This is a genomic window from Streptomyces sp. NPDC101225, assembly GCF_044767585.1.
In the GTDB taxonomy this organism is placed as follows: domain Bacteria; phylum Actinomycetota; class Actinomycetes; order Streptomycetales; family Streptomycetaceae; genus Streptomyces.
Window position 1 is genome coordinate 222,933 of sequence record NZ_JBIWOE010000004.1, and the last position, 20,349, is coordinate 243,281.

20 protein-coding genes and 1 tRNA gene are annotated in these 20,349 nt (G+C 71.9%); 10 read left to right on the plus strand and 11 right to left on the minus strand.

All coding sequences use genetic code 11. The features are described from left to right. Positions 1 to 106 precede the first annotated feature (106 nt). Both ACIRPX_RS07840 and ACIRPX_RS07845 read right to left on the minus strand, forming a co-directional pair. A complete protein-coding gene (locus ACIRPX_RS07840) occupies positions 107 to 1,132 on the minus strand; it encodes a P1 family peptidase (RefSeq protein ID WP_404189793.1) in 1,026 nt (341 codons plus the stop codon). A gap of 148 nt (positions 1,133 to 1,280) precedes the next feature. Then, a complete protein-coding gene (locus ACIRPX_RS07845) occupies positions 1,281 to 2,537 on the minus strand; it encodes a low temperature requirement protein A (RefSeq protein ID WP_404189796.1) in 1,257 nt (418 codons plus the stop codon). Between the two features lie 149 nt (positions 2,538 to 2,686). On the opposite strand from ACIRPX_RS07845, the gene ACIRPX_RS07850 reads away from it, so the two are divergent. Next, entirely contained in the window at positions 2,687 to 2,869 is a 183-nt protein-coding gene (locus ACIRPX_RS07850) for a hypothetical protein (RefSeq protein WP_404189799.1), read from the plus strand. A 58-nt stretch (positions 2,870 to 2,927) separates the two neighbouring features. Here the strand turns inward: ACIRPX_RS07850 and mscL are convergent, their stop codons facing one another. The 6 genes from mscL to ACIRPX_RS07880 form a co-directional block, all read right to left on the minus strand. Next, complete coding sequence (mscL, locus tag ACIRPX_RS07855) at positions 2,928 to 3,386, minus strand: large conductance mechanosensitive channel protein MscL (protein WP_404189802.1); 459 nt, start codon at positions 3,384 to 3,386, stop codon at positions 2,928 to 2,930. Between the two features lie 111 nt (positions 3,387 to 3,497). Further along, the gene (locus ACIRPX_RS07860) at positions 3,498 to 4,088 is read right to left on the minus strand and encodes a hypothetical protein (protein ID WP_404189805.1); all 591 of its coding nucleotides are present in this window, start codon (positions 4,086 to 4,088) and stop codon (positions 3,498 to 3,500) included. Positions 4,089 to 4,319: 231 nt separating this feature from the next. Next, positions 4,320 to 5,153: an S-methyl-5'-thioadenosine phosphorylase gene (locus tag ACIRPX_RS07865; RefSeq protein ID WP_404189807.1), complete on the minus strand. Its 834-nt coding sequence runs from the start codon at positions 5,151 to 5,153 to the stop codon at positions 4,320 to 4,322. 180 nt (positions 5,154 to 5,333) lie between these two features. Next, a complete protein-coding gene (locus ACIRPX_RS07870) occupies positions 5,334 to 5,687 on the minus strand; it encodes an FmdB family zinc ribbon protein (protein WP_404189809.1) in 354 nt (117 codons plus the stop codon). A gap of 67 nt (positions 5,688 to 5,754) precedes the next feature. Further along, on the minus strand, positions 5,755 to 7,017 hold the full coding sequence (locus ACIRPX_RS07875; protein WP_404189812.1) for an MFS transporter: 1,263 nt from the start codon (positions 7,015 to 7,017) through the stop codon (positions 5,755 to 5,757). Between the two features lie 186 nt (positions 7,018 to 7,203). Continuing rightward, positions 7,204 to 8,748, minus strand: a complete 1,545-nt coding sequence (locus ACIRPX_RS07880) for a potassium/proton antiporter (protein ID WP_404190259.1) — start codon at positions 8,746 to 8,748, stop codon at positions 7,204 to 7,206. A gap of 239 nt (positions 8,749 to 8,987) precedes the next feature. On the opposite strand from ACIRPX_RS07880, the gene ACIRPX_RS07885 reads away from it, so the two are divergent. Beyond that, complete coding sequence (locus ACIRPX_RS07885) at positions 8,988 to 11,783, plus strand: penicillin acylase family protein (RefSeq protein ID WP_404189815.1); 2,796 nt, start codon at positions 8,988 to 8,990, stop codon at positions 11,781 to 11,783. 75 nt (positions 11,784 to 11,858) lie between these two features. On the opposite strand, the gene ACIRPX_RS07890 is transcribed toward ACIRPX_RS07885, so the two are convergent. Next, positions 11,859 to 12,482, minus strand: a complete 624-nt coding sequence (locus tag ACIRPX_RS07890; RefSeq protein WP_404189818.1) for a 5-formyltetrahydrofolate cyclo-ligase — start codon at positions 12,480 to 12,482, stop codon at positions 11,859 to 11,861. Between the two features lie 93 nt (positions 12,483 to 12,575). On the opposite strand from ACIRPX_RS07890, the gene galU reads away from it, so the two are divergent. From galU to ACIRPX_RS07925, 7 genes are all read left to right on the plus strand, one after another. After that, positions 12,576 to 13,478: a UTP--glucose-1-phosphate uridylyltransferase GalU gene (galU, locus tag ACIRPX_RS07895; protein ID WP_404189821.1), complete on the plus strand. Its 903-nt coding sequence runs from the start codon at positions 12,576 to 12,578 to the stop codon at positions 13,476 to 13,478. Positions 13,479 to 13,482: 4 nt separating this feature from the next. Then, complete coding sequence (gene glp / locus ACIRPX_RS07900) at positions 13,483 to 14,805, plus strand: gephyrin-like molybdotransferase Glp (protein ID WP_404189824.1); 1,323 nt, start codon at positions 13,483 to 13,485, stop codon at positions 14,803 to 14,805. A gap of 86 nt (positions 14,806 to 14,891) precedes the next feature. Continuing rightward, a complete protein-coding gene (gene moaC, locus ACIRPX_RS07905) occupies positions 14,892 to 15,371 on the plus strand; it encodes a cyclic pyranopterin monophosphate synthase MoaC (RefSeq protein ID WP_393868498.1) in 480 nt (159 codons plus the stop codon). Beyond that, positions 15,368 to 15,910, plus strand: a complete 543-nt coding sequence (locus tag ACIRPX_RS07910) for a molybdenum cofactor biosynthesis protein B (RefSeq protein ID WP_404189826.1) — start codon at positions 15,368 to 15,370, stop codon at positions 15,908 to 15,910. Before moaC ends, ACIRPX_RS07910 begins: the two co-directional genes overlap by 4 nt. Before the next feature lie 20 nt (positions 15,911 to 15,930). Further along, positions 15,931 to 16,551 carry a GNAT family N-acetyltransferase gene (locus ACIRPX_RS07915; RefSeq protein ID WP_404189830.1) on the plus strand — a complete coding sequence of 207 codons (621 nt, stop codon included), beginning with the start codon at positions 15,931 to 15,933 and terminating at the stop codon, positions 16,549 to 16,551. 168 nt (positions 16,552 to 16,719) lie between these two features. After that, positions 16,720 to 17,949 (plus strand): gephyrin-like molybdotransferase receptor GlpR, encoded by a 1,230-nt coding sequence (gene glpR / locus ACIRPX_RS07920; RefSeq protein WP_404189832.1) that lies wholly within the window; start codon positions 16,720 to 16,722, stop codon positions 17,947 to 17,949. Between the two features lie 92 nt (positions 17,950 to 18,041). Then, a tRNA-Ala gene (locus tag ACIRPX_RS07925) sits at positions 18,042 to 18,115 on the plus strand. 119 nt (positions 18,116 to 18,234) lie between these two features. Here ACIRPX_RS07925 and ACIRPX_RS07930 read toward each other — a convergent pair. Beyond that, a complete protein-coding gene (locus ACIRPX_RS07930; protein WP_404189834.1) occupies positions 18,235 to 18,720 on the minus strand; it encodes a GNAT family N-acetyltransferase in 486 nt (161 codons plus the stop codon). A 47-nt stretch (positions 18,721 to 18,767) separates the two neighbouring features. Here ACIRPX_RS07930 and ACIRPX_RS07935 point away from each other — a divergent pair, with 47 nt between their 5' ends. Continuing rightward, entirely contained in the window at positions 18,768 to 19,592 is an 825-nt protein-coding gene (locus ACIRPX_RS07935) for an exodeoxyribonuclease III (RefSeq protein ID WP_404189836.1), read from the plus strand. 28 nt (positions 19,593 to 19,620) lie between these two features. Here ACIRPX_RS07935 and ACIRPX_RS07940 read toward each other — a convergent pair whose 3' ends face one another. Next, a complete protein-coding gene (locus ACIRPX_RS07940; protein WP_404189838.1) occupies positions 19,621 to 20,289 on the minus strand; it encodes a MerR family transcriptional regulator in 669 nt (222 codons plus the stop codon). Positions 20,290 to 20,349: the final 60 nt, after the last annotated feature.

The window sequence follows — 20,349 nt, forward strand, 5'->3', positions numbered from 1 at the left end:
CGTGGAGAAAGAGGGAACGGCGGGCCGGTGAGGTTCCCGCCGTTCCCCGCGCACGCCATCACGTGACAAAACCCGGACAATCGCGGGGCTCGCGCCCCGCCACCACTCACCCGCTCCCGTACAACTCCTCGTACGACGGCCACACTCCGCCCGCGCCGTCCACCGACTCGGCGGCGCGCACGGCGCGCACGATCGCGCGGGTCACCACGTCCGCGCCGGCCGCGAGGACTTCGTTCAGCGCCAAGGGGTTCCCGGCGTCGAGCGGGTGGGCCCCCGTCGCCAGCGTGAACACCGTGTCGCCGTCGTTGAGCAGGTGCACCGGGCGGACGGCGCGCGCGATGCCGTCGTGTGCCGTACCGGCCAGCTTCTGCGCCTGTGCCTTCGTCAGGTCGGCGTCGGTGGCGACGACGGCGAGCGTGGTGTTCATCGGGGGGCGGCCGTTCCGCGCCGCGCTCTTCGCCAGGCGCCTGCGCGCGGCCTCGTGCACATGCGCCCGCGGGTGGTCCAGCCGTCCCTGCAGCAGCTCCCCGTACAGCGCGCCCGTCTCCGGGTCCATCGCCGAACCCGCCGCGTTGGCCACCACCAGCGCGGCCACCGTGATCCCCGGGTCCAGCCGCACGCTCGCGCTGCCGACCCCGCCCTTCAGCGCCCCTACGGCGGCACCCGTGCCGGCGCCCACGCACCCCTGCTCCACGACCGCGCCGGCCGCGCTCGCCGCCGCCTGGACCGCCGCCCGTCCGGTGGCCGCGTCGGGACGGGCCGAGAAGCTGCCGCCCCGGCCCAGGTCGAAGACGCAGGCGGCCGGCACCACGGGCACGACGTGCGCCGGGTCCGGCCCGACCCGCACCCCGCGCCCCCGCTCCTCCAGCCAGGCCATCACGCCGGAGGCCGCGTCGAGCCCGTAGGCGCTGCCGCCGGTCAGCACGACCGCCTCGACCCTGCTCACGAGGTTGCGCGGGTCGAGCGCGTCGGTCTCCTTGGTGCCGGGGCCGCCGCCGCGTACGTCCACGGCGGCGACGGCGCCTCCTTCCGGGGCGAGTACGACCGTGGTGCCGGTGAGCCAGCCGTCGCCGGTGCGCGTCGCATGGCCCACCCGCACCCCGGCCACGTCCGTCAGAGCGTCAATTGTCATGCTCTCAGTCTGGCCCGCCCCGGGCGGGTCAGGGCCGCACCGACGGCCTGCCGCGATCGCCGGGAGGGCCTGCCCGATCGCCGGGAGGGACTGCCACGACCGCCGGGAGGGCCTGCCGCGACCGCTCGGACGGCCGGTGAGGGTCCGCTCAGGCGACCGGCGTCCGGGCGCGGTCCCCGCCGGTCCCGCGCGCGCCGTGCTGCCGGGCGACCATGCGCGCCGTCAGCGTCACGCCCGTCGCCACCGCCAGCCCGCACACCAGCCCCGCCGCGAGGACCGCCCACTCGCCGAGGAAGGTGCAGACGATGACCAGCAGCGACGCGGTCGGCAGCACCAGCTGCTGCGCGATACCGACCTTGTAGAAGCGGGAGTGCAGCGCCCAGACGGTGAGCAGGAACAGCGCGGTCGGGAGGGTCACGGCCGCCGACGCGGACAGCGTGGAGATGTGCGCCTCGCCGACCGCCTGCTCGATGGCCACCTCCAGGCCGGCGCCGATGGCGGCCCCCGACGCGAAGATCAGGTAGTGGCCGTAACCCCAGACGAAGGACTGCCGGTTGGAGCGCAGGTGACCGTGGATGGGAACCACGAAGTAGATCCACCAGGCCGCGAAGATGATCAGCAGTCCGCCCGCGGCGATCGGCAGCAGCTCGCCCAGCGCGTCGTGTTCGTCCAGTCCCGACTTCACGGCGACGGTGGCCGCCGCGATGGTCTCGCCGAGCACGATGATCGTGAACAGGCCGTACCGCTCGGCGATGTGGTGCGGGTGCCAGGACGTGGGGTGGATCTTCTCCGCGTACAGCGGCACGAGCATCTCCAGCGGGGCCATCACCAGGAAGACCCATGGCCGGGCGCCCTCGGGCAGGACCAGCAGCCCCAGCCAGCCGACCTGGCACAGCAGCACGCCGGCGGCGTAGCGCAGCGCCATCGTCCGCTCGGCGCCCCGGCTCGACCGCGCCACGCGCAGCCACTGCGCCGACATGGCCAGCCGCATGACCACATAGCCCAGCCACACGCCCAGGAACTCGTGCTGGTCGAAGGCGCGGGAGATGCCCGCGGCCAGGACGAGCACGCCGGCGATCTGGACCAGTGTGACGACCCGGTAGAGCGCGTCGTCGTTGTCGTACGCCGAGGCGAACCAGGTGAAGTTCATCCACGCCCACCAGATGGCGAAGAAGATCATCACGTAGTTCAGGATGCCCTCGGCCGCGTGCCCCCCGGCCAGGGCGTGCACCAGCTGGGCACCGGCCTGGGCGATGGCCACGACGAAGCACAGGTCGAAGAAGAGCTCCAGGGAGGAGGCGACGCGGTGCGCCTCGTCGCGCCCGCGTGCCGTCAGCCTGCGCAGTGGTCTGTGGGCCGCCGACGGGCCGGAGGGCGCCGGCGGCGGAGGGGAACTGCTCGTCATGCGTTCCAGCACACCAGATGGGCGGCGGAAATTCCTGTGAAGGGGCCGCATGTGGGGCGCGGCCGGAGACGTCACGCGAAGGCCCGGGTGGGAAGGGGCGTGCCGGCGCATCCTCCCATGGGTCCCGCCGCGCCCCGTACCCTGGAGGCATGACGTCCGCCCCTGCCCCCGAGCCGCGCGCCCCGAAGCCCGCGCTGATCTTCGACGACCCGCTGGACCAGCAGTCCTCGGACGACACCGACCGTGGCTGGGGCGAGCGGCCCGGCTCGGACGGCGACGCCGCGGCGGAGCTGAAGCGCTTCCTCGACGAGAAGCCGCCCCACCACATCTGACCCGTGCGGGCGGCCACCCACCGATCAGCCGCGCGGACAAGGCTCCAGGCCGATACGGCTAACGCTCGTCGTGCCCGGACCCACGCTGGGCGACCAGCGCGTCCCGGATCTCCTTGAGCACCTCCAGCTCCGTCACCTCGATCACCTCGTGCGTGCTCTCCCGCGCCTTCTTGCGGGCCTCCTGGCGGGCCAGGTACTTGGACATCGGCAGCACCATCAGGAAGTAGACGACCGCCGCCGTGATCACGAAGGTCAGGGTGGCGCCGAGGACCGAGCCCCACAGCAGCCGGATGCCCTCGTCGCCCTTGCACGTCCCGCTCAGGCACGAGCTGTAGTTGTCCAGGTTCTTGGTGCCGATCGTCCCGACGAGTGGGTTGATGATCCCCTTCACCAGCGAGTTCACGATGTTGGTGAAGGCAGCGCCGATGACCACCGCGACTGCCAGGTCGACGACGTTGCCGCGCATCAGGAAGGCCTTGAAGCCCTGCCAGACGCTCGGTTCCTTCTTCTCGCTCACTTCGGGGCCTCTCCTTGCACACGCATGTCGGGGAACAAACAGTTCCGCAACCTACGTCAACTTGCGGCCACTGTGTCCAATCGCGTAGCTGGAACGAGGGACTTGACAGGATCAACACACGATCACCGCCAATCGTGCCGTCGCCGCAGCCCCGGCAAGGCGCGCGGCGGTCGCACGCGGCACCGAGAGCACGACCAGCGCCCCGCTGCCGGCCGCCTCGTCCAGGGGCTTCGGCACCTTGGCCACCCGTGCCCCGCGCGCGACCACACGGGCGTCGCCGCCCGCCGCCGTCTCCGGGGCGGCCACCACGTCGACCCGGTCGCCGGGCCGCAGCAGCGCGACCGTGGCGCCGTCGGCGATCCGCACCGGTGCGGACACCGTCTCGACGGTCCGGTGCCTTCGTACGGGATCGGCGACCGGATGGCCGCGCGCTCCCTCGGTGTCCCGTGGCCCCGCCGCCACCAGCGCGGCCGCGGTCACCGCGAGCCCGGCGGCCACCGCCCGCCTGCGGTGCCGCAACAGCCCTCGTAGCCCGTACCGCCCGCCGCGCACCCGCACGGGCGCGAAGTGCGGGACCTCGCACGTGGCGGGGGTGTCGGAGCCGGGCCGCGGAGCGACGGGGGAGAGGGGCGGGGGGAGCGGAGCGACGGGGGAGAGGGACGGAGACAGCGGAGACTGCGGAGGCAGCGGGGAGAGCGGCATGCGGATCACCACCTGCATCGGGAACGGGCCTGCAGACCCACGATGAGGCGTCGCGCCGATCTCTGCCGGGACCGGTGGACCACCGGCAGACTGTGGACAACTCCCTCACCCGAACGGCAAGTTCCGGCTCCTCGTCCCGCCGGTCCCCACGGCCCGCCCGGAGCCCGTCAGGGCGTCACGGCGTCCCCGCTTCACGGCGTCACGGCGTCAGGGCGTCAGGGCGTCCCCGCTTCACGGCAGCGTGAACCCGGGGTCCATCCCGCCCAGCGCCGACGTGCACAGACAGTCCCGGTCCTCGTTCGCCGGCAGCGCGGCCACCGCGTCGAAGAGCACACCCCGCAGCCGGTCCACGTTGGCGGCGAACACCTGCAGCACCTCGTCGTGGGAGACGCCCTCACCGGTCTCGGCGCCCGCGTCGAGGTCGGTGACCAGGGTCATCGACGTGTAGCAGAGCTCCAGTTCGCGGGCCAGCGCCGCCTCGGGGTGGCCGGTCATGCCCACCACCGACCAGCCCTGCGCCTGGTGCCACAGCGACTCCGCCCGGGTCGAGAAGCGCGGGCCCTCGACGACGACCAGCGTGCCGCCGTCCACCGGCTCCCAGTCCCGTCCGCGTGCGGCCTTGAGGGCGGCCGTACGCCCGACGGGGCAGTAGGGGTCGGCCAGGGACACGTGCACCACGTTCGGCAGGGTGCCGCCGGGCAGCGGCAGCCCGTCGAAGTACGACCCCGCGCGGGACTTCGTCCGGTCGACCAGCTGGTCCGGCACGAGCAGCGTGCCCGGCCCGTACTCGGCCCGCAGTCCGCCCACCGCGCACGGGCCGAGCACCTGCCGCACGCCGACCGACCGCAACGCCCACAGGTTGGCCCGGTAGTTGATGCGGTGCGGGGGCAGATGGTGGCCGCGGCCGTGGCGGGGCAGGAACGCGACCCGTCGGCCGGCGACCTCACCGAGGAAGAGGGAGTCGCTGGGCGGTCCGTACGGGGTGTCCACCTGGACCTCGGTCACGTCGTCCAGGAACGAGTAGAAGCCCGAGCCGCCGATTACACCGATCTCTGCGTTCGCCATGGTCCGAACAGTATCCGGCCCCGTCGGCGCGCACAGAGGGGCGTCGGAAACACCGGAGGCCGCCGCACCGGAAGCACCGGAAGCACCGGGAGTACCGGGAGCACCGGTGGCCGCACCGGAAACACCGAAGACCCCGCCGTCGTACGACGGCGGGGTCCCGTGGGACGTGTCAGGTGGGTCCTAGGCGGCGCTGCTGCCGGACGAGGCGCTGGTGCTCGACTGCTTCGACTTCGCGTCCGAGGACGAGGAGGAAGCCGTCGAGGAGGACGAGGAAGACGAGGAGGACGAGGACTCCGAGGAGGACGACGACTCGGTGGACTTCGACGACTTCGACGCCGGCGAGCTGCTCGACGAGGAGCCGCGGCTGTCGTTGCGGTAGAAGCCGGAGCCCTTGAAGACGATGCCGACGGCGGAGAACACCTTCTTCAGGCGGCCACCGCAGTTGGGGCACTCGGTGAGAGCGTCGTCGGTGAACTTCTGCACCGCCTCGAGGCCCTCGCCGCACTCGGTGCACTGGTACTGGTAGGTCGGCACTGTCTTCCTCCTGGCACTCTTACTCAGTGAGTGCTAACGATGGTCCATAGTGACGTATTCCTGGGATTCAGTCCACCGTCACCGGCGCGCGGTGACCGACGCCACGTGCGACGGTCAGGCTGCGCGGGCGCGGTGTCAGCCGGGACCGCAGAGCGGCGAGGGTCGCGAAGGCGAGCACGGTACCGCCCGCCGGCACCAGGAATCCGGCGCCGGCCCAGAGCCGGTCCTCCAGCTGCCCGGCCACGGTGACGGCCACCGCCTGGCCGAGTGCCACGGCACCGGTCAGCCAGGTGAAGGCCTCGGTGCGGCCGCCGGCCGGGACCAGGCCCTCGACCAGCGTGTAGCCGGTGATCAGCGCAGGCGCGATGCACATGCCGACGAGCAGGCCGAGCCCGGCCAGCAGCGGTACCGAGTGCGCGGTCCACAGCCCGGAGGCGGCCAGCGCGAGGGCGCCGTAGCCGACGACGAGCCGCCGCTGCGGGGCCGCCCTCCAGGCGACGGCGCCGCAGACGATGCCGGAGAGCATGTTGCCCGCGGCGAAGACGCCGTACAGGACGCCGTTCAGGCCGGGCTCGCCGATCGACTCGGTGAAGGCGGCCAGTGAGACCTGCATGCCGCCGAAGACGGCGCCGATACCGAGGAAGGCCACGACCAGCACGCGCACACCGGGGGCGCGCAGCGCGGAGACGTGCTCTACGCGCGCGTGCCGGGCGGTGGCGGTGGGGGGCTGCGTGCTCTTCCGCGCGGCGAACAGCAGTCCGCCGATCAGCGTGAGCGAGGCCTCCGTCACCAGGCCCGCGGCGGGGGCGACGGTGGTGCACAGCGCGGTGGCCAGCAGGGGGCCGAGGACGAAGGTCAGCTCGTCCGTGACGGACTCGAAGGCTGCCGCGGTGTGCATCAGGGGCGAGTCCTGGAGCTTCACGCCCCAGCGGGCGCGCACCATGGGGCCGATCTGCGGCACCGAGGCACCGGTCGGCACGGCGGCCGCGAACAGCGCCCACAGGGGTGCGTGGCTCAGCGCGAGCGCCGTCAGCGTCAGGCCCGACAGCGCGTGCAGCAGGACGCCGGGGAGGAGTACGGCGCGCTGTCCGTAGCGGTCGGCGAGACGGCCGCCGTAGGGCGCGCACAGGGCCATGGAGACGCCTGTGACGGCCGCGGCGGCTCCCGCGGCGCCGTAGGAGCCGGTGGTGTGCTGCACGAGCAGCACGATCGAGAGGGTGAGCATCGCGAACGGCTGGCGCGCCGCGAAGCCGGGGACCAGGAACGTCCAGGCGCCGCGGGTGCGCAGCAGCTGTCCGTAGCCAGGCCGTCGGGTGACCGTGGATGCCACGGCCCGTGCCTTTCTGCCGCCTGGTGGCACGCCCGTGCGGGGGCGCCGAGAGCTGTCCTCTGGTGCGGACTGCGGTAGATACCGGAGGCCGCCCGGAGTGTGGGCGCCACGGCCGCCATACGGTCGCGTCAGCTCTGCATCAGGCAGAGTCGTTCGATCAGGGGTGTGCCTTCATCGTACAGGGACTCAGTGACCGGCCTGTCGGCCGTGTGTCCCGTTCGTTCCCAGCCAGCCGGCCAGCTTGCCCCCGTGCCCGACAGAGCGCAGCCGGCGCTCCGCGGCGTCCCGTACGGGGTCGGTGGCGACCACGAGCAGTTCGTCGCCGCGCCGCAGCACCGTCGTGGGGCCGGGGACGAAGGACGTGCCCTCGCGCACGACGAGGGTCACGGCGGACCCGGCGGGCAGCCGCAGCTCGCCCACCTCGACGCCGTGCATCCGCGATCCCTCGGGGATCGCGACGGACAGCAGATGCCCGCGCAGCCGCTCCAGCGGGGCGGACTCGATGCCGAGGTCGGCGGCCTCGCCGCTCTCGCCCAGGCGCAGCACGCGCGCGAGCCACGGCAGGGTCGGCCCCTGGACCAGGGTGTAGGCGACGACCAGGACGAAGACGATGTTGAAGATACGGTGGCTGGCGTCGACGCCCTCCACCATCGGGATGGTCGCCAGGATGATGGGGACCGCGCCGCGCAGCCCGGCCCAGGACATCAGGGTCTGCTCCTGCCACGGCACCCGGAAGGGCACCAGGCACAGCACCACGCTCAACGGGCGCGCCACCATGGTCAGCACCAGGCCGATGACGAGCGCGGGCACGATGTCGTCGCCGAGCTCGTGCGGGGAGACCAGCAGGCCGAGCAGGACGAACATGCCGATCTGGGCGATCCAGCCGAGCCCCTCGGCGAACCCGCGGGTGGCGGGCCAGTGCGGAAGCTTGGCGTTGCCCAGCACCATCGAGGCGAGGTAGACCGCCAGGAAGCCGCTGCCGTGCGCCAGTGCGCCGCCCGCGTACGCCGTGACGGCGATCGCCATGACGGCGATGGGGTAGAGGCCGGAGGCGGGCAGCGCCACGTGCCGCAGGCCCCAGGCGCCGAGCCAGCCCGCCGCGAGCCCGATGGCCGCGCCGATGGCCAGTTCCAGTGCGATCTCGCCGAGCAGAACCCACCAGTGGGACACCGGGCCCGCCGTGGACAAGGAGACCACCAGGATGACGACCGGGGCGTCGTTGAAGCCGGACTCCGCCTCCAGCGTGCCCGCCACGCGCGCGGGGAGCGGGATGCGGCGCAGCACCGAGAAGACCGCCGCCGCGTCCGTCGAGGAGACGACCGCCCCGATGATGAGCGCCTGCCGCCATTCCAGCCCGACCAGGTAGTGCGCGCCCGTCGCCGTGATCCCGACGCTCACCGCGACGCCGGCGAGTGCCAGGGTGGAGGCGGCGGGCAGGGCGGGCCCGACCTCTTTCCACTTCGTGCCGAGGCCGCCCTCGGCGAGGATCACCACGAGGGCCGCGTAGCCGATGACCTGGGTGAGTTCGGCGTTGTCGAAGCGGATGTCACCGATGCCGTCCTGGCCCATGGCGACACCTATCCCCAGGTACACGAGCAGGCTGGGGAGCCCGCTGCGCGAGGAGATCCGGACCGCTGCCACGGCGACGAGCAGGACGAGCGAGCAGACGAGCAGTAGCTGGTTGAGATGGTGGACTGTCAGCGGCCGTTCCCTTCCCTGGCCCGCGGGCATCCCGCGCGCGGGCTCATGTTCATAGGACACGAAGCGAGGGGACTCCGCATCCAAGTACTTCGTTACCTTACCTAACTCTTGACGATTTCTTGACGCTCCGGTTGGCGGGATCGAACGCCCGCGCACCGGAGTTCCCCACTCCGCGTCAAGGGCCCCAAGGCCCTGCGCCTATGGTTGCTCCAGCGCCCACTCGACGTCACAGCCCGTCTGCCGCTCGCGTTAGGACAGCAAGGACAGCGATGCCCCCGAACACCACCGCCACAACGGGTGACAAGCCCGGCAAGTCCGGCAGGAAGAAGGGGCGCAAAGCCCGATTGGTCGTGCTGGTCCTGGTCCTGGCGCTGATCGCCGGCGTCGCCTACGGGGCGTACTGGTCCATCAGTACCGTCCGCGCGTCGTTCCCGCAGACGAAGGGCTCGCTCACGCTGCACGGTCTGTCCGGCCCCGTCGACGTCAAGCGCGACGGCTACGGCATCCCGCAGATCTACGCCTCCTCCGACGCGGACCTCTTCATGGCGCAGGGCTACGTCCAGGCGCAGGACCGGTTCTACGAGATGGACGTGCGCCGGCACATGACCGCCGGGCGCCTGTCGGAGATGTTCGGCAAGAGCCAGGTCAAGAACGACGAGTTCCTGCGCACCCTGGGCTGGGACCGGGTGGCGCAGAAGGAGTACGACACCGAGCTGTCGGCCTCCACCAAGAAGTACCTCCAGGCCTACGCGGCGGGCGTCAACGCCTATCTGCAGGGCAAGGACGGCAGGGACATCTCCCTGGAGTACGCGGCGCTGGGCTTCACCAACGACTACAAGCCCGCGAAGTGGACCCCCGTCGACTCGGTCTCCTGGCTGAAGGCGATGGCCTGGGACCTGCGCGGCAACATGCAGGACGAGATCGACCGCGCCCTGATGACCAGCCGGCTCGACGCCAAGCAGATCGCCCAGCTGTATCCGGCCTACCCCTACAGCCGCAACAAGGCGATCGTCCAGGAGGGCCAGTACAGCGAGATCGCCGGGGCCTTCCAGCAGAACGGCTCCTCGTCCGCCGGCGGCACGTCCACGAGCGGCACGACGGGCACCTCCACGAGCGGCACGACGGGAACGTCCGCCTCGTCCGCCACGACGTCGTCGGGCTCGGCCCTCGACAGCCAGCTGGCGGGCCTCTACAAGGTCCTGGACAACGTGCCCACGGCCGTCGGGGTGAACGGCCACGGCATCGGCTCCAATTCCTGGGTGGTGGCCGGCAGCCACACCATCACCGGTCACCCGCTGCTCGCCAACGACCCGCACCTGTCCGCCTCGCTGCCGTCCGTCTGGTACCAGATGGGCCTGCACTGCCGCAGCGTCTCCAGCAAGTGCCAGTACGACGTCACCGGTTACACCTTCGCCGGCATGCCCGGCGTGGTCATCGGCCACAACCAGGACATCGCCTGGGGCATGACCAACTCCGGTGTCGACGTCACCGACCTGTACCTGGAGAAGCTGACCGGCGACGGCTACCTCTACGACGGCGCCACGAAGGCCTTCAAGACCCGCGAGGAGACCATCAAGGTCGCGGGCGGCAAGTCCAAGACGATCGTGGTGCGCCAGACCGCCGACGGGATGCCCCTGCTCTCCGACCGCGACGACGAGCTGGTGAAGGTCGGCAAGAAGGCCACCGTCGACACCGCGGCGCCCGACCGCAGCGACGGCTACGGCGTCGCGCTGCGCTGGACCGCGCTCGACCCGGGCACCACCATGGACGCCGTCTTCGCCATGGACAAGGCGTCCGACTGGAGCGAATTCCGCTCCGCGGCCGCCAAGTTCGACGTGCCCTCGCAGAACCTGATCTACGCCGACAAGGACAACATCGGCTACACGCTGCCCGGAAAGATCCCCACGCGCGCGAAGAAGGACGACGGCTCGGTCCCCGCGCCGGGCTGGGACTCCGGGTACAAGTGGACCGGCTACATCCCCAGGAGCGCGCTGCCGTACGAGTACAACCCGGAGCGCGGCTACATCGTCACCGCCAACCAGGCCGTGATCGACCGGGACAAGTACCCCTACACCCTGACCACGGACTGGGGCTACGGCACCCGCAGCCAGCGCATCACCGACCTGATCGAGTCGAAGATCAAGGGCGGCGGCAAGATGTCCACCGACGACATGCGCCAGATGCAGCTCGACAACAGCAGCGAGATCGCCAAGCTGCTCGTGCCGACGCTGCTGAAGATCGACACCGGGGACAAGGACGTCCAGGACGCGCAGGAGCTGCTGGAGGGCTGGGACTACACCCAGGACGCCGACTCGGCGGCGGCCGCCTACTTCAACGCGGTCTGGCGCAACATCCTCAAACTCGCCTTCGGCAACAAGCTGCCCAAGGAGCTGCGGGTCAAGGGCCAGTGCCTGTGGGTCGAGCCCGCCAGCACCACCGGGCCCGCCGACGACACGCAGAAGGTCCGCGAGTGCGGCCAGCGCGACGCCGACCAGGCCCAGCCGGACGGCGGCGACCGCTGGTTCGAAGTGGTCCGCAAGCTCATGAACGACCCGAAGAGCGCCTGGTGGACCACGCCGAAGTCGGGCACCCGGCCGGGCGCGATGGACAACCGCGACGACCTGTTCAAGCGCGCGATGATCGACGCCCGCTGGGAGCTGACCGCCAAGCTCGGCAAGGACATCGACACCTGGAGCTGGGGCCGGCTGCACCGCCTGTTCCTGAAGAACCAGACCCTGGGCACCGACGGCCCGGGCTTCCTCCAGTACATCCTCAACCGCGGCCCCTGGAAGCTCAGCGGCGGCGAGGCGGCGGTCAACGCCTCCGGCTGGAACGCCGCCGGCGGCTACGGCGTCGTATGGGTTCCGTCGATGCGCATGGTGGTCAACCTGGGCGACCTCGACAAGTCGAAGTGGATCAACCTCACCGGCGCCTCGGGGCACGCCTACAGCGCCCACTACGTCGACCAGACGGGCAAGTGGGCCGAGGGCGAACTGCTCGACTGGGACTTCACGTCCCGGGCCGTCGCCAAGGACACGAGCGACAGCCTGGTGCTGAAACCGTGAGCGCCTGAACGAAGGCCCTCCCGCGCGCGGGAGGGCCTTTTTCCGTCAACCGCCGTCCGTCATGCGCCGTTCGCGTCATGCGCCGCCGTGGAAGCGGCGCACCCCCGACGGCGTCACCACCGCGTGCACCGGCCGGTCGTGCTCCTCCTCGGGGACGCGCTCGACCACCTCGGAGCCGTACAGCAGCACCACCAGCGCGGGACGGGCACCCGCGCGCTCCAGCCGCGCGAGCACGCGGTCGTACGAGCCGCCGCCCCGCCCCAGCCGCATCCCGCGCGCGTCGACCGCGAGTCCGGGCAGCAGCACGACGTCCGCGCCGGTCACGGCGTCCGGCCCCAGGCGCTCGCCGGAGGGCTCGAAGAGGGCCATCTTCCCGCCGTGCCGGACCTGCGTGAGGGAGCCCTCGCCGGCGTAGGCGCCCCAGTCGAGGTCGTTGTCCGGGAGCAGCGCGGGCAGCAGCACCCGCACATCCCGCGCGCGCAGCGCGTCCAGCAGCGCGAGCGTGCCCGGCTCGCCGCCGACGGAGACGTACGCCGCCACCGTGCGGGCGCCCGCCAGTTCGGGCAGCTCCAGCGCGCGCGCGGCCAGCGCGGCCGCGGCCTCACGGACGTCATCCGCCGTCAACCTGCCTCTCACCGCGAGGAGCTCTCGCCGCAACATTCGCTTGTCAGGCTCGGCCGCACGTCCGCGGTGGCTCATTGGCAGCACCCGTACCCTTCCTAATGCGCTCATATGAGAGCCAATTGACCGGAGCCTCGAATTCCGAGCAAAGGCACCGGATAGGGTGCCGGTATGACCCAGTCGCACCCCAGGATCAGCAAGGCTGTCATCCCCGCAGCAGGCCTCGGCACCCGGTTCCTGCCGGCCACCAAAGCCACTCCCAAGGAGATGCTGCCGGTCGTCGACAAGCCGGCGATCCAGTACGTGGTCGAGGAGGCCGTGTCCGCGGGCCTCGACGACGTCCTCATGATCACGGGCCGCAACAAGCGTCCTCTCGAGGACCACTTCGACCGCAACTACGAGCTCGAGTCCGCCCTCCAGAAGAAGGGTGACGCGGGCCGGCTCGCCAAGGTCCAGGAGTCCAGCGACCTCGCGACGATGCACTACGTGCGGCAGGGCGACCCCAGGGGACTCGGTCACGCCGTGCTGTGCGCGGCCCCGCACGTCGGCCAGGAGCCCTTCGCCGTACTGCTCGGCGACGACCTGATCGACCCGCGCGACCCGCTGCTCAAGCGGATGGTCGAGGTGCAGGAGCAGCGCGGCGGCAGCGTCGTCGCGCTCATGGAGGTCGCGCCCGAGCAGATCCACCTCTACGGCTGCGCGGCCGTCGACCCCACCGAGGAGGGCGACGTCGTCAAGGTCCACGACCTGGTCGAGAAGCCCGCCGCGGCGGACGCCCCGTCCAACTACGCGATCATCGGCCGCTACGTCCTCGACCCCGCCGTCTTCGACATACTGCGCAAGACCGAGCCGGGCCGCGGCGGAGAGATCCAGCTGACCGACGCGCTGCAGCAGCTCTCGCAGGACGAGAAGGCCGGCGGTCCCGTGCACGGCGTCGTCTTCAAGGGCCGCCGCTACGACACCGGCGACCGGGGCGACTATCTGCGTGCCATTGTCAGACTCGCGTGCGAACGTGAAGACCTGGGCCCGGACTTCCGGACCTGGCTTCGCAGTTACGTAGCCGAGGAGATGTAGCACGTTGAGCAGCGCCGCGCCCCGCACCACCGGCCAGGACCACCTCTGGTCGGTGGACGAGCACCTGGAGGACATCCTCACCGCCGTCCGTCCTCTGGAACCGATCGATCTGCAGCTCCTGGACGCGCAGGGCTGCGTCCTGGTCGAGGACGTCATGGTGCCGGTCTCGCTGCCGCCGTTCGACAACAGCTCCATGGACGGGTACGCGGTGCGGGTCGCCGACGTGGCGGGCGTGAGCGAGGAGTTCCCCGCCGTGCTGGACGTCGTCGGGGACGTCGCGGCGGGCCAGGCCGACCTGGTCCGGGTCGGCCCCGGCCAGGCCGCCCGCATCATGACCGGCGCCCCGCTGCCGCCCGGCGCCGAGACCGTCGTCCCCGTGGAGTGGACCGACGGAGGCCTCGGCGAGGGACCGGCCAGCGGGATGCGCGCCCGCAGCCTGGCCCCCGAAGGAGCCGAGGGCCAGGTGCACGTGTACCGGCCCGCCGAGGCACGCGCGCACGTCCGCGCCCAGGGCAGCGACGTGAAGGCGGGCGACCGCGCCCTGGAGGCCGGCACGGTCCTCGGGCCGCCGCAGATCGCCCTGCTCGCCGCGATCGGCCGCGGCACGGTGCGCGTGCGCCCGCGCCCGCGCGTGGTCGTCGTCTCCACCGGCAGCGAACTCGTCCAGCCCGGCGAGCAGCTGGCCGGCGGCCAGATCTACGACTCCAACAGCTTCGCCCTCACCGCCGCGGCCACCGACGCGGGCGCCATCGCCTACCGCGTGGGCGCCGTCGCCGACGACGCCGACACCCTCCGCGCCACCGTCGAGGACCAGCTGGTGCGCGCCGACCTCATGGTCACCACGGGCGGGGTGAGCGTCGGGGCGTACGACGTCGTCAAGGAGGCGCTGTCGCACGTCGGCGACGAGGACGAGGCGGGCAGCGGCATCGACTTCCGCAAGATCGCCATGCAACCCGGCAAGCCCCAGGGCTTCGGCTCCGTCGGCCCCGACCACACCCCGCTGCTCGCCCTGCCGGGCAACCCCGTGTCGTCGTACGTCTCCTTCGAGCTGTTCGTGCGCCCGGCGATCCGCACGCTCATGGGTCTCACCGACGTCCACCGGCCGACCACCCGCGCGACCCTGACCGCCGGCAAGGCGCTGACCTCGCCGAAGGGCCGCAGACAGTTCCTGCGGGCGAGGTACGCCGACGGCTCGGTGACCCCGGTCGGCGGCGCCGGATCCCACCTGGTCGCGGCCCTCGCGCACGCCGACGCGCTGATCGTCGTCCCTGAGGACGTCGAGTCCGTCGAGCCCGGCACCGAGGTCCAGGTGGTCCTGATCGGCTGAGCGCCCCTGGTTGGCGGTACCGTGTCGCGCACGACAGGCCCGCGCGCCGCACCGCGCCCGGGCCGTGACCGGGAGCGCCAGAGACCATGAGTACGCAGGACCGACTGACACACATCGACGAGGCGGGTGCCGCCCGTATGGTCGACGTGTCCGAGAAGGACGTGACCGCGCGCACCGCCCGCGCGAGCGGACGGGTCCTCGTCTCCCCCCGCGTGATCGAGCTGCTGCGCGGCGAGGGGATGCCCAAGGGGGACGCCCTCGCCACCGCGCGCATCGCGGGCATCATGGGTGCCAAGCGCACCCCGGACCTCGTCCCGCTGTGCCACCCGCTGGCGCTGTCCGGTGTGAAACTGGATCTGTCGGTCGCGGACGACGCCGTGGAGATCCTGGCCACCGTGCGGACCACGGACCGCACCGGCGTGGAGATGGAGGCGCTCACCGCCGTCTCCGTCGCCGCGCTCACCGTGATCGACATGGTCAAGGCGGTCGACAAGGGAGCGGTCATCACGGACGTGCGCGTGGAGGAGAAAACGGGCGGCAAGTCGGGTGACTGGAGCCGGACATGACACGGGACCCGTCGGCCGGCGGCGCGCTCCGCGCGCCCTACAGCGCACTCGTCGTCACCGCGTCCAACCGGGCCGCCGCCGGGGTCTACGAGGACAAGGGCGGCCCCGCGGTCGCGGCCGGCCTCAAGGGCTTCGGATTCGCCGTCGACGGGCCGGAGGTCGTCCCCGACGGCGACCCCGTGCGGGCCGCGCTGCGGGCCGGCGTCGAGGCCGGTTACGACGTGATCGTCACCACCGGCGGCACCGGCATCTCGCCCACCGACCGCACCCCCGAGGCGACCCGCGGCGTGATCGACCACGAGGTGCCGGGCATCGCGGAGGCCATCCGGGCGTTCGGACGGGAGAAGGTGCCGACCGCCGCGCTCTCCCGGGGCCTGGCCGGAGTGGCGGGCGGCACGCTGATCGTCAATCTGCCGGGTTCCACCGGCGGGGTGAAGGACGGCCTGGCCGTGCTGGAGCCCCTGCTGGTGCACGCCGTCGACCAGATCCGCGGCGGCGACCACCCCAGACCCGCGGCCACCGGTGGGGGTGCGAGCTGAACAGCCCCTCCTGGCCCGTCGTGCTGGTGGACGGCGACATCGTCCTCCGGCCGATAAAGCTGCGCGACCAGCGGGCCTGGCGCGAGGTCAACCGGCGCAACCGGGACTGGCTGCGGCCCTGGGAGGCGACGATTCCGCCGCCCACGCCGAGCGGTCCGATCGCGCACCGGCCGACCTACCGGCAGATGGTCCGCCACCTTCGCTCCGAGGCCAACGCGGGCCGGATGCTGCCCTTCGTCATCGAGTATCAGGGCCGTCTGGTCGGGCAGTTGACGGTTGCCGGAATCACCTGGGGCTCCATGTGCTCGGGGCATATCGGCTACTGGGTGGACGAGTCGGTGGCGGGCCGCGGAGTGATGCCGACGTCCGTGGCACTGGCCGTGGACCACTGTTTCCGCACCGTCGGACTGCACCGCATCGAGGTCTGCATTCGCCCCGAGAACGGGCCCAGCCGCCGGGTCGTGGAGAAACTCGGATTCCGCGAGGAGGGCCTGAGGCCGCGTTATCTCCACATCGACGGCGCCTGGCGTGACCACCTCGTCTTCGCGCTCACCGCGGAAGAGGTGCCCGACGGGTTGCTCAACCGCTGGCAGCGGGCACGTACACGGCAGAATCCCGCACAGGCCCGAGAAATTGAATAAATGTTCGAAATTGATCGGACGGCGACCACCTCGAGGCATTAAATTCACGGCCGCGGTGGCGTGCTGATCGCATCGGTCACAAAAAAAGTTCGAAATATCAGCCAGATCGTGCGACACACCGGCTCAATTGGCAGATGGCCTCACGCAAACCCCTCTACCGTGTGAGGCGTGAGCAGCAGCGGCCTCATCTACGCAGTCATTGTCGGGGCCTGGGCCGCCTACTTGGTGCCGATGTGGCTCCGTAGGCAGGACGAGCTGAACGAGGCCCGTCCGACGGAACGCTTCAGCACCGCCATCCGGCTGCTGTCCGGACGGGCGGGTATGGAGCGCCGGTACGCCAAGGACCTGCGGGCGCGCTCCACCGAGGAGGGGGAGCCCAGCGCCGAAGCTCCGGGCGCGGTCACCGACTCGGTGGACGTCCGGGCCTTCGCCATGCCTCCGGCCCGTCAGCAGGTGCGCGCCGAAGTGCCCGCGCCCGCACCGAGCCCGGCCCCGGCCAAGGCCCCCGCCAAGGCCAAGGCCCCCGCCAAGGCCAAGGCCCCCGCCAAGGGCCCGGCCACCGCCAAGCCCCCGGCCCGGACGCGCAAAGGCGCCCCTCCGGCCCGGCGTACGCCCTCGGAGGAGGCGGCCGCGGCGCGCGCCCGGCGTTCGAAGGTGCTCGCGCGCCGGCGTCGCACCACCGTGATGCTCTTCGTCGCGTTCACGCTCGGCGCGGTCGTCGCGGCGGTCGGCGGGCTCGCGTTCCTCTGGGCGCCCGGCGTGCCGGCCGTGCTGCTCAGCGCCTACATCGCCTACCTGCGCTCGCAGGAACGGCGGCGCTTCGCCTACCAGATGGACCGGCGCCGCGCCGAGGTCGCGGCCCAGCGGCTCCATGAGCGCGCCCGGCAGCCGCGCCGCCGCCCGGCCGGCACCGAGACCGACTCCGATGAACCCGAGGACGGACCGGAGCACGAGGCCGACCCCGGGCTGTCCGCGCTCGCCGCCGACCGGCGGGCCCTGGTCGAGCAGACCGACCACGCCGAGTGGGTGGACCAGCAGCGTGAGCGGCAGCGGCGGCCCGGTCACGGCGACAGCTGGGACCCGGTGCCGGTGCCGCTGCCGACGTACGTGACCGCGCCGGTCGCGCCGCGGGCCACCTCGGACGTGGACCTCGGGGCGCCGGACGCCTGGAGCTCGGCGCGGTCGGGCCCGGTCGCCCGGGACCAGGAGGCGCGGGCCGACGCCGCAGCCGGACGCGAGGCCGCCGCGGAGCCGGCCGCCGCGGAGGAGAGGGCCGACGACGACGGGCGCAGTGACGCCCGCCGCGCGGCTTCCGCGCGGCGGGCACGCGAGCGGGGGCGCACGCCGCTGTTCGACCAGTACGAGGACGGCGAGCGGCCGAAGGCAGCCAACGAGTAGACCACCCGCCCGACCTGTGCCGCAGCCGCCGGGCGGCCGGGAACGGATTTTCAAGCACCCGGATCGGGATGCTAGAGTTTCACTCGTTGCAAGGGCCTGTGGCGCAGTCCGGTAGCGCACCTCGTTCGCATCGAGGGGGCCAGGGGTTCAAATCCCCTCAGGTCCACCGCAACAACTCCTCAGGGAAACCTGGGGCAGTTGATGAGATCCCGTCCGATCGGAAGATCGGGCGGGATCTTTGTTGTGCTGATGCCCCGTCAGTGACCGGCGGGCCTCGGGAGCCGGCTACGGCGTTCCGAGCGGCTTGGCGAAGCAGCGGCTCTCCTGGTGGAAGCGGTAGTAGCCGAACTTCCCGCAGGGCTCGTAGCCGCTGGAGGTGTACAGGGCGATGGCCTCCGGTTGCCTGGTGCCCGTCTCCAGGACCATGCGCAGGCGGCCGGCCGCGCGGGCGTCGTCCTCCAGGGCGGTCAGGACGCGCCGGGCGAGGCCGCGGCCGCGCGCCCTTTCCACCACGAACATCCGCTTGAGTTCGGCGTCGCCGTCGAGATTGCCCTCGCCGTTGGAGTCCTGGGCGCGCCAGCCGCCGGTGGCGACCGGGCCGTCGTTCTCGTCGTAGACGATGAGGTACACGCCGTTCGGCGGGTCGAAGTCCGCCGGGTCCAGGGGGGTGGCGTCTCCGCCGTCGCCGTAGCGGACGTGGTACTCGGCCTGTACCTCGTCGTTCAGTTTCACGGCGTCGGGGTGGTCGAAGGCGACGCGACGTATGTTCATTCGGCTTACCGTACACCTATGCATTCTCGGTATCTGGACCCCGTCCAGTGTGCCGGTATCGTTCCCGGGTGCTCACTGTGACCTCCGTCAACGTCAATGGCCTGCGCGCCGCCGCGAAGAAGGGCTTCGTGGAGTGGCTCGCCGGCACCTCCGCCGATGTGCTCTGCCTGCAGGAGGTGCGCGCCGAGCCGCAGCAGCTGCCCGAGCACGTGCGCACGCCCGACGGCTGGCACGTGGTGCACGCGCCGGCCGCCGCCAAGGGCCGCGCCGGCGTCTCCCTCTACACCCGCCGCGAGCCCGAACGCATCCAGGTCGGCTTCGCCTCCGAGGAGTTCGACACCAGCGGCCGCTACGTGGAGGTCGACCTGCCGGGCGTCACGGTCGCCTCCCTCTACCTCCCCTCCGGCGAGGTCGGCACCGAGCGCCAGGACGAGAAGCTGCGCTTCATGGACGAGTTCCTCGCCCACCTGAAGTCCCTGCGCGTGCGCGCCGCCGCCGACGGCCGTGAGGTCGTCGTCTGCGGCGACTGGAACATCGCCCACCAGCGCGCCGACCTCAAGAACTGGCGCGGCAACACCAAGAACTCCGGCTTCCTGCCGGAGGAACGGGACTGGCTGGGGCGGGTCTTCGACGCGGCGGACGGCGGCTACGTCGACGTCGTGCGGTCGCTGCATCCCGATGCCGAGGGGCCGTACACATGGTGGTCGTACCGGGGGCGGGCCTTCGACAACGACACCGGATGGCGCATCGACCTCGCCGTCGCGACCCCCGGCCTGGCCGCCCGTGCCGTCAAGGCGGTCGTGGAGCGGGCGGCCAGTCACGAGGAGCGCTGGTCGGACCACGCGCCGGTGACCGTGGTCTACGACCTCTGAGGGTTCCCGGGGGCGGTCGCGGCGGTCCTCACGGCTCCCGGGCCCGGTCCGCCTGTCCGGCCCGCTTCCGCAGCTGCCGGTCCAGCGCCAGGGACATCTCCGCCTCCACCACGCTCCGGGCCAGGGGGCGCAGGCGCTGGAGGTCCTTCTCCTCGGCGTGGCGCAGGACCAGGTCGGCGAACATCTCCGCCAGTTCGTCCACGTGCTCCCGTACGCGGGCGCCGGCCGCCAGGACCTCCGCCAGGGGGATGCCCTCGCGGACCAGGGCCGAGGAGACGTCCAGGAGACGGCGGCTGATGTGGACGATCTCCTCGCCGTCGGTGCCGAGGTAGCCGAGGTCCAGGGCGGCGGCGAGGTTGTCCGGGGTGACCTCGCCCTCGAAGCGGGCGGCGAGTTCCTCGGGGGTGAGGCGGACCGGCTCCTCCTCGGTGGGGGTGATGCCCACCAGGTCGGCCACGTCCCGGCCGTGGTCGAGGGCCTCCGCGAGCTCCGCGATGCCGGTGAGGGTGTGACCGCGTTCCAGCAGGGCCGCGATCGTGCGCAGGCGGGCCAGGTGGTGCTCGTCGTACCAGGCGATGCGGCCCTCGCGGCGGGGCGGCGGGATCAGCTTGCGTTCGCGGTAGAAGCGCAGGGTGCGCACCGTGATGCCGGCCTCCCTGGCCAGTTCCTCCATGCGGTACTCACGCTTCTCGGTCACGACCGCACCCTATGTTGTACCGCCGGTAACTTTCCCGGCTCACCCCCTACCCATGAGTAC

Coding starts and splice junctions, on each gene's coding strand:
- ACIRPX_RS07840 (WP_404189793.1), bottom strand. CDS start 1,132: ATGACAATTGACGCTCTGACGGACGTGGCCGGGGTGCGGGTGGGCCAT.
- ACIRPX_RS07845 (WP_404189796.1), bottom strand. CDS start 2,537: ATGACGAGCAGTTCCCCTCCGCCGCCGGCGCCCTCCGGCCCGTCGGCG.
- ACIRPX_RS07850 (WP_404189799.1), top strand. CDS start 2,687: ATGACGTCCGCCCCTGCCCCCGAGCCGCGCGCCCCGAAGCCCGCGCTG.
- ACIRPX_RS07860 (WP_404189805.1), bottom strand. CDS start 4,088: ATGCCGCTCTCCCCGCTGCCTCCGCAGTCTCCGCTGTCTCCGTCCCTC.
- ACIRPX_RS07865 (WP_404189807.1), bottom strand. CDS start 5,153: ATGGCGAACGCAGAGATCGGTGTAATCGGCGGCTCGGGCTTCTACTCG.
- ACIRPX_RS07880 (WP_404190259.1), bottom strand. CDS start 8,748: ATGCCCGCGGGCCAGGGAAGGGAACGGCCGCTGACAGTCCACCATCTC.
- ACIRPX_RS07885 (WP_404189815.1), top strand. CDS start 8,988: ATGCCCCCGAACACCACCGCCACAACGGGTGACAAGCCCGGCAAGTCC.
- ACIRPX_RS07890 (WP_404189818.1), bottom strand. CDS start 12,482: ATGAGCCACCGCGGACGTGCGGCCGAGCCTGACAAGCGAATGTTGCGG.
- galU (WP_404189821.1), top strand. CDS start 12,576: ATGACCCAGTCGCACCCCAGGATCAGCAAGGCTGTCATCCCCGCAGCA.
- moaC (WP_393868498.1), top strand. CDS start 14,892: ATGAGTACGCAGGACCGACTGACACACATCGACGAGGCGGGTGCCGCC.
- ACIRPX_RS07910 (WP_404189826.1), top strand. CDS start 15,368: ATGACACGGGACCCGTCGGCCGGCGGCGCGCTCCGCGCGCCCTACAGC.
- ACIRPX_RS07930 (WP_404189834.1), bottom strand. CDS start 18,720: ATGAACATACGTCGCGTCGCCTTCGACCACCCCGACGCCGTGAAACTG.